Here is a 13,356-nt window from a genome sequence, read left to right as displayed (position 1 = left end):
CGGATGCAGTACCGCCCCAGCCTGATCGAGGGTCTCATCGGCAAGACCGGGCTCGACCTTCAACCGCCGTAACCTCAGCCGTTAAAGATCTTTAGACATCCTCTCCCCAAACGACATCCGGCTTCTTCGCCGCGACCGCGCCGCAGCGGCCGAGCGGCTGCGCCATGACCCTCAGGCACCCGAGTGGACCCCCGAGGAACTGGCAACATGGGAGCGGATCAAGGTGGGTCGCCGTGGTTCGACGGCCCGATCCCGCTCCTCCCCGTCGCCCAGCTCTACGCGCGCGACATCCCCTTCCCCTGCCCGCCAGACGCGGACCTCCTCCAGGTCCTGTGGTGCCCCTTCGACCACGAGATGGCCCACCCGAAGCCCGCGCTCTTCTGGCGCTCCTCCGCTACCGGCACCGACGTCCTCGACGCACCGCCCGAGCCGCCCATCGTCCAGTCCGAGTACTACCTCCCGGAGCCGAGCCTGCTCTCACCGGAGCAGGTCACCGAATTCCCCAACCCCTTGGAGCTGAGCAAGGAGCTTCGGGACCAGCTGGACGACATGAGTCGCTGGGAGACGATCGACCCTGCGCGGTACCACACGTACGCATACGATCCGGGCGAGCTCTACCTGAACAATCTCTGCCACGCTCCCGGCTGGAAGACCGGAGGCTGGACCCGCTGGATCCCCACCGACCCCGTGCCCCGCCCCTGCCCCGAGTGCGGCACCGAGGCGGTCCCGCTCCTGACCATCGCCTCCTCGGAATGGGACGGCGGCAGCGGGACCTGGATCCCCGAGGAGGAACGGACGCCCCAGAGTCCGCGTCCCTTGGGGGAAGTCCTCCGAGCCACCGTGTACACCACGATGGGCACCGCGATCGTCACTCCAGCCAGCATCCTTGTACAACTACTAAATGAACCAAACGATGGGCTCTAGCACTTCAGTGCGATTTCGTGATCTTGTGTTGGTCGTTTATGGCTGAGTGCTTCGGTGGTGGGTTCGGGGATTGAGGTGTCCGGTGTGGCGGTGTCGGGACCAGATGGCCAGCCACATCATGTACCGGGTGGGCAGTACGGAGTCGGCCCTGATGTCCACAGCCGGCTCACGATGGGATGCAGAGGCGAGCATTCGCTACTCGGTCGTGGCCGGAGCTTCCCGCTCCCTTTGGCGCTGCTCGTACCGTGAGGGCGCACGGAGTATCCAGGACCATGACTCGTACTCGTCGACGGGTCCCACCCGGTCTGCGCCATCGATACAGCGCGGATCGTCTCGCTCGGCCAGTCCGTAGACGGCCCAGATCCGGGTCTGCTGGTCCTCGTCATCGAGCAGATCGGCCAGGGTGTCCCCGATGGCGGGTTCCGGATTCAGGCTGTACGCGAGCTCGTAGCCGGCGACTTGGCGAACGGAGGAGTCGGTGTCCCGGGCCAGTGTGAGCAGGACGTTCAGCCCCTCGGAGGTGAACGTCTTCCGCCCGGACCTCTCCGAGTTCACGATTCTCAGGGTCGAAGGCACCACAACACGGACCTGTGGGGCAGCGTGGGCAAGGAATGAGAGCCCCAGCGGCTCGATCCTCGGGTCCTCATGGTGGCTCAGGCCGGCCAGGGTCTCGGCCAGGACGTCCGGGTGTGCCTCCTCCTTTGCCCAGTCGAGGAGGAGCTCGAGCGTGCGCTGTTCGAACGGACTCGGGACGTTCGTCAGCTCAGCCTCGAGGTGGAGGCAGACCAGGACCTCCGCGCCGAAGCGGCGATGCAGGGGATCGGGATGGCCCCGCAGTACCGCCGCAGCCTCCCAGGTCTCGTCGTCCTGTCTCCGGGCAAGGGTTCTGACGATCTCCGACCAGACGGCGTGCTCCCAGTCCGGGTACTCGAGTGCGCACGCGCGGGCCGCCAATTCGTCAAAGCCCAGGTGCAGTCCGAAGTGTTTCTCGAGGAGGGTGAGGATCCCTGTGTGGCCGTCGAGGACGGTCATTCCGCCGAACCGGAGCTCGTGGTACTCGGTGAACCATTCCCTGTCCCGGATGCGAACCCGCTCGACCTCGTCCGAGGTGCCGGTCCGCTCCCGGAGCATGGCGACCGGGCCCATCTCGTGCCACTGCCGGGCGCGTGCCAGCAGTTCCGCGCGGGTGGCCTCGCTGATCACCGCCGCGTCACCGAGCAGGCCGAAGACGAGACCGATGGAACCGCTGTCGACGGCCCGCAAGAGGGGAGTGGTCCCGTCGGGCAGCCGGCGGTCCGGATCCGCGCCGCCTTCCACCAGGTAGCTGGCGATCGTCGAGTTGAACGCTGAGATGGCCAGGCAGAGTGCGGGGGTGCCCTGCTCGTCGAAGACGTCGGGATCCGCCCCGTCCTCGAGCAGTATTCTGACCGCGTTCTCGTCCCCGCTCCGCACCGCCGTGATGAGTGGATCCTCGCCCATTCCCAACCCCCTGTTGGTCTCGATCGCCACGCAGCCGCAGGCCGGGAGAGACATCGTCGGACGAGTCCGTCACGCCGTCCCCGGGCCGGAGCCATGGGCTGAACATCCGGGCGTCGGGCCGCTGACGGTATGTACGCATGGGCGGTCGATCCCGAGCCTCGTCCTGCGCGGATCCCACTGGCTGAAGCAGCCTGTCACACCCGGTATTTCTGGATCGGCAACCGCGTGATCATCAAGGGTTGCGTGGACCCCTGAAGATCGTGCTGTGGCCGCGGACAACAGCATAGATGCCGCCCGTTGGCGTGCGATGTTCGACCAGGCCATGGCCCGGATCGCGGGCCGGTTCAAGCGGGTGGAGCCGCGGGCGACGGCTCGCGCCTTTGTGCAACGGCTGCCGTTCGGCTGAGTTCCCCGGCACTGCCGTGCGGGAGTCGAGCTCATGCTGGATCGGCTGCGTCGGCTTCTCGAAACCGCTCGCACGCCCGCCGACGGCTGGAAGCGTGACCAACTCGCCGCCTAGGGCGTTCCATGGCTCCCGCCCAACGGCTGGAAGGCCCGCCCAGCAGGACGGCTGGCCCGACGACAGCGGGGCCGGACAGGATCACCCTGCCCGGTCCCACGGCCCGTCCGTACGCGGCTACGACCAGCGCATTAGGATCCGCGAGTTGATGCGCAATGTCGGCTGAGGGTGCGCACTGCATACGCAAATCCGGGGACCGGTGCACATCCGTTTCGGTCCTAGCTGTCGTTGTCGATCTCTTGCAGTCCTTCCGTGAGCATGCCGGGGGCTCGGGCTACTGATCTGATGCTCGGTGCGGGCGAGGAACACCTGGCCGAGAGCCGTAGCAGGTGAAACCTGGTTGGCCCTGAGATGATCATGGCCGTCGCCGGTCTGATGTCCTCCTAGGATTACGAGGGTGACGGCAAGTATCAGTGGCATCGAGAAGGCAGCCGGTGTGCTGCGCGCCGGCGGCCTGGTGGCCCTCCCGACGGAAACGGTCTACGGACTGGGCGCCAACGCCGAGGACCCCGCCGCCGTCGCGCGTATCTTCCAGGTCAAGGGACGTCCGCCCTCCCACCCGCTGATCGTCCACGTCGGCGGCGCGGAGCAGCTGGACGACTGGGTCCAGGACGTGCCCGCGATGGCGCGCCTGCTGGCCGAACGCTTCTGGCCGGGGCCACTCACGCTGGTCCTGCGGCGTGGTCGTCGGGTGCCCCTGGAAGCGACGGGGGGCCTGGAGACGGTGGCCGTGCGCGTGCCCGACCACCCTGTGGCACTCGCGCTGCTGTCGGCCTTCGGCGGCGGTGTCACGGCGCCGTCCGCCAACCGCTTCGGCTCGGTCAGCCCCACGACAGCGGACCATGTCCGTGCCGAGCTCGGAGACGCCGTCGATTTCGTGCTGGACGGTGGCCCCTGCGAGGTCGGCGTCGAATCGACCATCGTCGACGCCACGGGCGATGCCCCGGTCATCCTGCGGCCGGGCGGGGTGTCGCGCGAGGATCTCGAAGCGGTGCTGGGGTGCCCGCTGGCGGTGCCCTCGACCAGCCGTGTCCGCGTGCCGGGCCAGCATCCGTCGCACTACGCGCCGCGTGCGCGAGTCGTCCTCGTCGAGCCCGAGAAGGTCGTCGCCGAAGCGGAGCTCGCGCAGGAGTTGGGCCACCAGGTTGGGGTCTTCCTTCCCCCCGCCTTCGCCAACGCTCCAGTGAAGGCGCACGCCGTGGTGACGGTCCCCGGTTCGCCGACTGCCTATGCGCGCGGGCTGTACGGGTTCCTGCGCGAACTCGACCAGCAGGGGTGCGACCTCATCGTCGCGTCCCTGCCCGTGGAGGAGGGCCTGGGACTCGCGATCGCCAACCGGCTCCGCCGCGCCGCAGGGCCCCGGACCTCTGCGTGACCAGCATCGGATTGGTGGCGTCCCCAAGCAGCCAGGGCCGTGGCGGTCAGGACGCGGCGGGCACCGCCACATCGAGGCCGCGGGCCGCGACGAGCTGCGCGCTGCCGTCGGCCAGGCGGTAGCACAGGCCCACCACGGCCGCCTGCCCGGCGGCGACCTTCTCGGCGAGCACCCGGGAGCGGTCCAGCAGCAGGTCGACGGTGTGCCTTATGTGCTCGGCGAGGATCTCCTCGGGCTCGACCTTTCCGGCGGCCCGCGCCGCCAGCACGCTGGGCGTCACCCGCTCCACGACGTCCCGGACGTACCCGGCCGGTGTCATGCCGTCCTCCAGCGCGGCGCACGCCGCGCCGACCGCGCCGCACGAGTCGTGGCCGAGGATCACGACCAGCGGGCAGCCGAGGATGTCTACGCCGTATTCGATGCTGCCCAGCACCTCCGGGCCCATGACGTGGCCCGCGGTGCGCACCACGAACAGGTCACCCAGACCGCGATTGAAGATGATCTCGGCGGCCAGCCGGGAGTCGGAACAGCCGAACAGCACGGCGAAGGGTTGCTGGGATGGTGCGATCTCGGCGCGGCGGGCGGCGTCCTGGTTCGGGTGCTCGGGGACGGTGTGTTGCGCCTGGAGCGCCGGCGTGAGCGCCGCGCTCCGAGCCGCGGCACTCTCCGGGTGAGGCGGTGGCGTCCGGCGGTCCGCTTCACCGACCGAGATCACGAGCTGTCCGGCTTCAAGCTGATGTTCGATGTGATGGCGGCGTGCGCCTTCGCCCAGACCGGCGTGCTCGTGCTGCGCGACCAGACCTCGGAGGGCGCGCTGCGTGGACTGCTGGTACTGGCCATGCTGTGGGGCTGCTGGATGACGTACGTGTGGGCGGCCAACACTGCCGACGCTGATGCGGGCACCATCCGTTCCTGCCACGTATCCGCCCTCGTCGGGCTCGTGTTCCTCGGCCTCGCACTGCCGCGTGCCTTCGTGGAGCCGGGCCTCAACCTGCGTGTACTGGTGTTCCTGCTCGCCTACCTGCTGGCCCGCAGCGCCTCGGCCTGCACCCTGTGGGTCATCCGCGGCCGCGGCGCCGGATGGCGGCCGCTACTGGTCGCGGCCGCCTCCATGGCCACCGCCGTACTGATCGCAGTGTCCACCCAGGTGCCGCAACACCACCGAATTGGCCTGTGGCTGGCCGGCCTGGACTGTGAGGCGCTGGCCGCCTACCTGTTCATCCGCCGCTGGTGGGTGGCTGCCCAATGCGCGGCGAGCCCATCGGCGCGCCGCAACTCATCCTCATCGGCCTGGCACTCATCAACGCCACGTCCATGTGGTGGCTGTACTTCTCGACGCTGCAACCCACCGCCGAACACCAACTGGCTACACCTCATCGTGCTCGCCGGCATGGTCGGCTTCGGCTTCGCGCTGCGCGCCATCGGCCGTGGTCTGGGCCCGAATACGTGGGGGCCGCGCCTACCCGGACTCCACACGCTGGCCATGGGGGTTGGACTGGCGACGTTCACGCTCGCCCTCACCGCCATGTGGGCACTGCAAGGCCGCCGCCCCAACTGTGCCGTCCTCGTCGTCACCACCGGATGCCTGACCGCCATCCCCCTCACCACCCACCGCCACGCCCTGCTGGGACTTGGCGTCTTCGTCTTACTCGGCCTCACCCTCCCGGCCACGGAGGCCCGCGGCCCGCACCACCGCACCCGGCGCCGACACGAAGGAAGCAGCACAAGGCCGCTCCCAGCCCCCGCCCTACGACACCCATGCCACCTTCGAGGCACTGGACGTAGACCGGGACGGCGTGATCACCTGGCAAGACTTCACCATCCACATCCACACCATCGACGACCCTGCCCGCGCCCTCCGCGCCGAGGTCGCCTACCGGGCACTGTGGACAGCCGTGTGCGACGCCATGGACACCAATCACGACCGCGTCATCACCCGCGCCGAATACACCGCCCATCTCGCCACGCACCAGCACTGACTGACGGGCAGACAGATTGAGCGGTGTGCATCGTGAAGTTGCTGGTCACGGGTCTGGTGTGCATGGGGCTCGGGACGCTTGTGCTGGTGACGCGGGGGTCACCGTGCCGTGGAAGATGGATCTCTCACCATTTCTGCCGATGGCAGCGAGACGGCATCGGAGCAGAATCGGCCCAGGGCGACGACGCCACTTGAAGATCTCCTCGGCCCGGAGGTAGGAGAGCCGGGCCCGGCCGGTCTCGGGGCAGAAGCCGAGCGTCGGCGTTCCTGCTGGCGCCTTGCGGTCGGTGAGGAACAGCGGGCCGCGGGTACGCCGGCCGATCAGGCGGGGCAGGAGCTGGGCGGTGCCGGACTGCCAGTGGATCCACTCGGTCGCCCTGCCCTTGGCGGTGATCCTGCCGCGCTTGTCCTGCGGGTAGAGGTCTTCCACGTTCGGGCACAGCACCTCGTCGGCCCGTGCGGCGGACTCGTAGAGCATCTTCCACTGCGTCTTCTCCCGCAGGCCGACGTCGAGGCTCCACAGGGCGGCGATCTGGTTCTCCGCGAGAGCCTTGGTGCGGTCCGGCGGTGCCGGCCGCCGCTCGATGCCGACCGTCGGATCGCCTTCGATCCAGCCCTGGCGCTGCCACCAGCCGATCGCCTTGCGTGTGATGGACAGCTCCCGGTTGACGGTGTCGGCGTCCATCTCGTCCGCCCGCGCCGCCGCCAGCTCGGCCAGCGGGTGCGGACAGGAGCCCTGCGATCCTGATTCTGCGCCGCTGCTCAGCTGGTCTCAAGATTGCTCGGCGAGTACGACGACCGCGTCTTTCTCGGTCAGTACCAACGGCTTTGTCCTGGACGGGTTCAGAAAGATCCCGTACTCGGGCGGCTCGTCGCTGCGGCGTGCCAGGCGGTAGCCGATGGCTGTCTCTCCTCGTCGGCGTGCCGCCTCGATCACAGTGGCGAAGTTGGCCTCGGCCCCCGGAACGAGGTAGTTGGACGACGGCTTGAGGTAGATCTCCGAGCCCTCGGGATCCAAAAGGTCGGTGAAAACGGCGTACAGGTGCTGGTTCTCCGTCAGTTGTGTCAGCACGAGGCTGATCACCTTGGTGCTGACGATGAAGTCGTCTGCCCTGGTGACCTGGGCGACTTCGCGGTTGGCGTCGTCGTTCATCTCGGTGACGATCGAGTATGGGTACCCGAGGCGGTCTTGGATGTCGCGGAGGTGGAGCAGCGTCACCAGTGTCCGGTCGTCCGCCGGGCCCGGGCTGATGCTATCGTCCGCGAGGACAACGACGTGCCCGTAGCCGCCCAGGTCCAGGGCCTCCAGCGATGATCGGCGAGTCGGCTCGCAGCGCTTGTGACCCACCGTGAGGTTCTCAAGGCCCTCCCGCAGGCCCTGCGCCGGTGGCCGTGGCGAGGCGATGTCCAGAATCGAGCCCGGCTTCACAAAGCTGTCCAGGAGTTTGACGAGCTTCGGCGCACGGGAGTTGGTGCCGATCAAAAGAGTGCGGTCCGGCTTCGGTGGCTGGCCGAGGGCCGAAGTGATCACTGATTCGACGATGGACGGCGGAGTCTGGGCCAGCCGGATCACCAGATCGTCCTCCGCGACCAGGAGCATCTGGTCGCCAGGGCCGATGACGGTGTCCATCGCGGGGTTGATCAATACTTTTCCGTTGCTTCGGCGCAGACCGACAGGGACTCCGAGGTCATACGCGTGAAGGGCCTCACCGAAGGCCGCCCCGACGACAGCGGGCTCGTCACGCATGTAGAACTCGTTACGGACGAAACTCAGCAATTCGTTGAAGACGGTGGACAGTCCCGTCTGCCGGTGCGCCTGCGCGACGAGGCGGACAGTGATGTCGTCGGCGTCGATGACCAAGGCGTTTTCACCCGCAGCCAGCCGGGCGGCGGCAACATTCTCCGAATCCTGCACCGCGGCCACGACGGTGGGGCGCATGCCGCTCCAGGTCCGGCTGTTCAGCAGCAGGAGGACTTTGATGACATTGATGTCGTTGTCGTCGCCGACCGGGGGCAGCACCATGATCGACTTGGCGGTGTCAGGGCTGACCAGTTCCAGATCCGACCGCACCAGAGGGTTGCCCGAGCGGCAGATGACGCGGGTGTGGCCGGTGTCGGGGATCCGGGAGCGGATCGCGTCGTCCATGTCGACCTTGTCCTGGGCGGCGAGGACGACCACGCACGAGCGGCGTTCGCTCTGGTTCGCCTCGACCAGTTCCGCGATCACCGTGAAGACCTGGTCCGACCAGCCCAGCACGATCGTGTGCCCGCGCTCGATCAGCCGTGACCGGCCCTTGCGCAGCTCCTGGATCCGGTGATCCAGGCCAGTGGTCAGGACACCGATCAGCGCACTGACGATGAAGATCCCGCCGACGGTCACTGTCAGCATCAGGGCCAGGAACACCGGCCCGCCGGTGTCTGCCCCCATGGTGCCCGGGTCCAGGGCGCGCAGCAGACTCATCCACGCCACGCCCAGCCAGCCCCCGTTGTGCTCGGCTTCGGTGTTGGTCAACGCCATCACCAGAGCCGTGACCAGCACGATGAGCACAACCGAGGCAAGCGCGAGCCAGCTGATCAGTGCCGGCGTCCCCCGGTCCATCGTGCTGTCGAACCAGTACCGAAACCGCTCCCTCAGTCTGCCGCGCCCCACCCCAACCCCCTTTGACGTTCCCTTTGCCGGGACCGTTGTCCAGCGCCCGGGCCCTTCATGGCGCAGCGGTGAGCAACACCGTTGCAGGTGCTCGCCCGCCTTACACGCCTCGAGCAGGCCAGGCCACGAAGGAGATCGCCTCCTACGCCCGCCGCCGAGGTCCCGGCGCCGCGCTCACCCTCAACGACCACTGACCGAAACCTCCGCACCATGCGCTGAGCCCGGCAACGACCCGCGCCGCGCGCACTGCCCCAGAGAAGACCGCCACAGTGGCCGCCAGCCCCGGCCGAAACCGCTGCGGCCGGTCCAGCTACGTGCCGCGCGACCGCGCCGACTCCGGAGCGGGCACAGCGTTCCGGGTCCGGCCCTTGGCTGGCTGTGCAGTCAGAACCTTCAACGCCACCACCGGGTGGAACAGCACGGCAGGGGAGGCGACCATGTTCACCACCCGCACGAACCTCGACCACACGCCAGCGTCCCTCACCGCCACGTGAAACACACGTGTGTTGTACCAGTGCGCGAAACGCGCCGCGAGCGGCTGACTTTCCGGGTGCCACATCAGGTCGCAGCCGGTGGACAGGGTCCAGGGGCCAAACACCAGGCGGCCCACCTTCTTCTGGAATCCGGCGGCGAGACCGTCCAGATGCCCGGAGGCGCTGCGCCGGGCCAGCATGCCCTGCAGCACTTCCGCCTCCATCGCGGCGACCGTCAGGCCCTGGCCGTAGACGGGGTTGAAGACGCAGACGGCGTCGCCGACGGCGACGAGCCGATCCGGCCATTCCTTGACCGCGTGGTAGAGCCGCCACTGGTTGTCGACGTTGGTGTAGCGGCGGGTGGGCTCCTGGACGGTGCGCCGACCGATCTGCTGGGCCAGGCGCGGATTGTTCAGGCTCTCGGCAAATGCCAGGTAGCCCGCGTTGTCGGTCGGCGGCTGGTCCTGGAAGGCGAACAGCGAGCACGTCCACCGGTTGCGCTCCACGGCGAGCAGGTCCCCGGCCCGGGGCACGCCGGGAGCGAACAGCATCTGGTAGGCAACATAGAAGTCCGGGTGGCCGGGGTGGCTCTTGTCGAGCCGGTCGAAGATCATCGATGTGTACGTGACTTTCGCCTTCACCGTGCGCTTCGGCGGCACGGTGATGCCCATCGCGCCCAGCCAGCGAGTCAGGGCGCTGGACCGCCCGGAGGCGTCGACGACGAGATCGGCGGTGATCTCGACAGGGTCCGCGCTCCGCACCTGGCACGTCACCCCGCTCACCCGGCCTGACGGATTCTTGGTCAGGCCCGTGCACCGGGTGGACGCCAGCAGTGTGACGCCGGGCAGCGTGAGCACTTTGCGGCGCAGCCGGCGCTCCAGCTCGTCTCGGGTGAAAGTCTGGATACGCACACCGGTGCGGTTGCGGGGTGCGGGACCGGCGGGCAGCAGGAAGTCGATGCCCTCCCCGTAGTCGAAGACCGGCGCCCCTGCCTGTCTCAACTCCTCACGCAGCCCCGGAAACAGCCGCTCCAGGATCTCCCCGCCACGCGACAGCATGGCATGCGCGTGGTGGCCCTGCAGGGCGCCCGGATGCGCACCGGTGTCCTCGTCCACAGCGTCCCGCTCCACAAGGACGACCTCATCGAAGAAGCCGGCCAGCACCCGTGCAGTCACCAGCCCCGCATAACTGCTGCCGACGACAACGGCCCTGCCCCAAGGGTGATCTGCTCCCATGCCGTCTCCCACACGTGACCGGGCCAGCGCGTCCACGGTAAGTCAACGACACCGCTGAACCGCCTGGCACCGGGCTCGGGAAGCACTCGGGGAGCGCGTTACAGCAGAGGAAGGCCGGCAACCAGCGCTGGCCCATGCTCTGGGGACGTGCGGAGGAACAGGCCGCCCCCGCGTGCAGTGTCCGGCCGGCAGTGGGATTCCCTGTCAAAGCCGCGGGACTTCTGACCTCCTGGCCACCGCCATCCCCGACCGCCTCCTCCACCACTGCGGCGTCATCTCCATCAACGGCCCCAGCTGCCGTCTCAAGAACCGGCTCGCTGTCATCGAACGAGACCGCGACTACGCAGCCTGAGCCACCACCGCGTCAGATCCGTCATCCGAGGTAAAGATCAACGTTCTTTGTGTCTCTCCATGCCTGCATCGAGAGGTTCCGACACCCACCGCCCGAGGATCGCCTCCAACCAGGGGCGAACAGCGGCGCAGTCCTGGGGGGACAGATCCTTGCTGTGATCGTCTGGATGATTGAGGAACGGTTCCAGTTCAGTTGAGGCCTCTGTCCATGGGCGCTCTCCGCCGAAGCCGATCATCTCGCCCAGGTCGAAGCCTTCAGCATGGGCCAGATGGTGACGGAACTGAGCGAAGCCTCCATGGGAGAAGCAAGCGTCCGGTCCGTCGATGTCACCGTCACCGGGAAACAGACACAGCCCCATGGCACCCCTTCTTTCTGGTTGCGCATGGTCGGGGCCGGCGGCCTGCCGCACTGACCGTCAACTCGCCGAGCCTGGTGCAGGTATCTCCGTACTCCGTGGAGCACTCAACGGAGTACGCCGACAGCAGGAGGACTTCTTCTGCTGTAGCGACGACTACGCGCTTCGAGAGGTGCAGATGCCCCCCTCCAACCGGTGCGAGTGACGAGCTGGAAGGGATGCAGTAGAGGTTGTTCTCGCGGGCAATGGCGGACGGGCAGGAAGGCCTGGCCTATGGCGTCCGTTACCTGTTCGGGCGAGCCGCCTGTCCGGACTGCGGAAGCGCCCTCGCGGTGGCCGAGCGGGTGGTGGCCGGTTGGAGTCCCTGATTGATCCGGGGCGGGTCTTAACCCGGTTCACATGGCCTTCGACGACACCGGAGCTCCTCGGGAGGGTGAGGTCGGCGGTGATGGCGTCGAGGTCCTGGCGGAGGGGGCCGGCGAAGCCCTGTGTCGGCTTCCGAGCGCTCTGCTCTGCCTGACGGATCCACTGCATAAGAAGGTATCCGCGCCAGTGACGGACGAGATCGGCGGATGTGCGGGCGAGGTCGCAGGCACGGGTGATGTCCGGGCAGGCGAGCCAAACCTCTTGCAGCCGTTTGGGCGGCTCTGCGCTTGTGGCTGGGCCAGTGATTCCACGATGCGGGTGTCGAGTACCCTGAGCGCTTCCAGCAGCTTCGCCAGCCCGGCGAACGCGTTGCTAGTGAGCATGTTGTCCGCCGTTTCCCCGGGCCCGAGCGGGGCGGGGACGACGGGAGAGGCGGTCCTGCCTTCGCCGGCTGGATGCGGAGCCGTCGACTGATGGCCCCGCGGCACGGCCCGCGCCACTCTCGTGAGGGCCTCTCGGCGCGGCGTCGGCCCTGGCGCTCTTCAGCCAGATGCTGGTCTTGTGGCCCCGGTAGACGGGCGCGGGCGATCAAGATGTACCCCTCGGACTTCCGCGACACCGCCGAGGACGTACGGATCACGCTGCTCGCGGCGCTGTGCTCCTCCCGGCAGTCGGAGATCACCGACGCCCTGGGGGATCTGCTGATCGTCCTGGTGCAGAAGATCAACGCTCGCGCCGAGCGGCGGGTCGAGAGGCAGCTGACGGCCGAGTTGAAGAAGGTCCGGGGCAAGGAGGGCATCCTCTTCAGGCTCGCCAACGCGGCGATCGGCCAGCCCGACAAGACCGTGCGCATGGCCCTCTACCCGGTGGTGGGGGAGAAGACGCTGCGCGACTTGGTGGCCGAGGCGAAGGCGAACGAGAAGGTCTTCAAGGCCAAGGTCCGCACCACGCTGCGCTCCTCGTACAGCTCGTACTACCGGCAGATGCTGCCGCCGCTGCTGCGCACGCTGGGCTTTCGCTGCAACAACACCGCCTACCGGCCGGTGATGGACGCGCTCGCGCTGCTGGAGAAGTACGCCGACGCCGACGGCAAGACCCGCTTCTACGACGCCGCGGACGCGGTGCCGATGGACGGCGTCGTACGCAAGGACTGTCGCGAGGCCGTCGTGGATGACAAGGGCAAGGTCCAAGGCATCCCGTACGAGCTGTGCGTCCTGGTCGCGCTGCGCGATGCGATCAGGCGGCGCGAGATCTACATCGAGGGCGCGGCCCGCTGGCGCAATCCGGAGGACGACCTCGTCCCCTCGCCCTCAATCTACGTGCATGCTAATGGGCTGGACAGCTGGACCAGTGAGTCCGACCTGCACATCACCTACAGCAATGGCGTAGTGAAGGACTGCTGGGCCTACAGCGACACCCACGACTACCACGCTGGCAACACGATCTCGGGGTATTCGAATAAATGGTGCAGCGCCTGACATTCAGGAGTAATCAGAGGGCCGCAATACCCAATTGAGGATGCCTTGGTTAGGGGGATGTGGGCGGTTCGTGACCCTGAAGCGCTCCGGGGTCGGTGGAGGCTCTATGTGTTGGCTCCAGCCGCCGGTTGGGGCTGGTGTTGAGCGTAGTGGTTGGTCTCGTGTTCGTGG

General features: G+C 67.8%; 11 protein-coding genes and 2 pseudogenes. 7 read left to right on the top strand and 6 right to left on the bottom strand.

Annotated features, from left to right (window positions below):
- Nucleotides 1-207: 207 nt before the first annotated feature.
- Entirely contained in the window at nt 208-924 is a 717-nt protein-coding gene (locus ACWC0C_RS47015) for a non-ribosomal peptide synthetase (RefSeq protein ID WP_450871250.1), read from the top strand.
- 195 nt (nt 925-1,119) lie between these two features.
- Here the strand turns inward: ACWC0C_RS47015 and ACWC0C_RS47010 are convergent, their stop codons facing one another.
- On the bottom strand, nt 1,120-2,403 hold the full coding sequence (locus ACWC0C_RS47010) for an ankyrin repeat domain-containing protein (protein ID WP_450871248.1): 1,284 nt from the start codon (nt 2,401-2,403) through the stop codon (nt 1,120-1,122).
- A gap of 265 nt (nt 2,404-2,668) precedes the next feature.
- Between ACWC0C_RS47010 and ACWC0C_RS47005 the strand changes: the two genes are divergently transcribed.
- Nucleotides 2,669-2,809, top strand: a complete 141-nt coding sequence (locus ACWC0C_RS47005; RefSeq protein WP_450871252.1) for a hypothetical protein — start codon at nt 2,669-2,671, stop codon at nt 2,807-2,809.
- A 511-nt stretch (nt 2,810-3,320) separates the two neighbouring features.
- Nucleotides 3,321-4,298, top strand: a complete 978-nt coding sequence (locus ACWC0C_RS47000; protein WP_450871246.1) for an L-threonylcarbamoyladenylate synthase — start codon at nt 3,321-3,323, stop codon at nt 4,296-4,298.
- Between the two features lie 46 nt (nt 4,299-4,344).
- On the opposite strand, the gene ACWC0C_RS46995 is transcribed toward ACWC0C_RS47000, so the two are convergent.
- Nucleotides 4,345-5,013 (bottom strand): carbonic anhydrase, encoded by a 669-nt coding sequence (locus tag ACWC0C_RS46995; RefSeq protein WP_450871244.1) that lies wholly within the window; start codon nt 5,011-5,013, stop codon nt 4,345-4,347.
- 21 nt (nt 5,014-5,034) lie between these two features.
- Between ACWC0C_RS46995 and ACWC0C_RS46990 the strand changes: the two are divergent.
- Nucleotides 5,035-5,520, top strand: a pseudogene (locus ACWC0C_RS46990) (low temperature requirement protein A); the annotation flags it as partial.
- 409 nt (nt 5,521-5,929) lie between these two features.
- Nucleotides 5,930-6,277, top strand: a complete 348-nt coding sequence (locus ACWC0C_RS46985) for a hypothetical protein (RefSeq protein WP_450871242.1) — start codon at nt 5,930-5,932, stop codon at nt 6,275-6,277.
- Nucleotides 6,278-6,322: 45 nt separating this feature from the next.
- Here ACWC0C_RS46985 and ACWC0C_RS46980 read toward each other — a convergent pair whose 3' ends face one another.
- The 3 genes from ACWC0C_RS46980 to ACWC0C_RS46970 all read right to left on the bottom strand — a co-directional run bounded on the left by ACWC0C_RS46980 (nt 6,323) and on the right by ACWC0C_RS46970 (nt 10,634).
- A complete protein-coding gene (locus ACWC0C_RS46980; RefSeq protein WP_450871240.1) occupies nt 6,323-6,961 on the bottom strand; it encodes a hypothetical protein in 639 nt (212 codons plus the stop codon).
- An 87-nt stretch (nt 6,962-7,048) separates the two neighbouring features.
- A complete protein-coding gene (locus ACWC0C_RS46975; protein ID WP_450871238.1) occupies nt 7,049-8,926 on the bottom strand; it encodes a CASTOR/POLLUX-related putative ion channel in 1,878 nt (625 codons plus the stop codon).
- Between the two features lie 310 nt (nt 8,927-9,236).
- Nucleotides 9,237-10,634, bottom strand: coding sequence for an FAD-dependent oxidoreductase (locus tag ACWC0C_RS46970; RefSeq protein ID WP_450871236.1), 1,398 nt, complete (start codon nt 10,632-10,634; stop codon nt 9,237-9,239).
- A 223-nt stretch (nt 10,635-10,857) separates the two neighbouring features.
- Here ACWC0C_RS46970 and ACWC0C_RS46965 point away from each other — a divergent pair.
- Nucleotides 10,858-10,986 (top strand): annotated as a pseudogene (locus ACWC0C_RS46965) (ATP-binding protein); the annotation flags it as partial.
- Between the two features lie 37 nt (nt 10,987-11,023).
- Here ACWC0C_RS46965 and ACWC0C_RS46960 read toward each other — a convergent pair.
- Complete coding sequence (locus ACWC0C_RS46960; RefSeq protein WP_450871234.1) at nt 11,024-11,344, bottom strand: hypothetical protein; 321 nt, start codon at nt 11,342-11,344, stop codon at nt 11,024-11,026.
- 956 nt (nt 11,345-12,300) lie between these two features.
- Between ACWC0C_RS46960 and ACWC0C_RS46955 the strand changes: the two genes are divergently transcribed.
- On the top strand, nt 12,301-13,185 hold the full coding sequence (locus tag ACWC0C_RS46955) for a hypothetical protein (protein ID WP_450871232.1): 885 nt from the start codon (nt 12,301-12,303) through the stop codon (nt 13,183-13,185).
- Nucleotides 13,186-13,356 lie beyond the last annotated feature (171 nt).

Source organism: Streptomyces sp. NPDC001709, from assembly GCF_053596375.1.
Note: the sequence above shows the minus strand (reverse complement) of the source record. Positions and strands in the feature narration are given on the sequence as shown.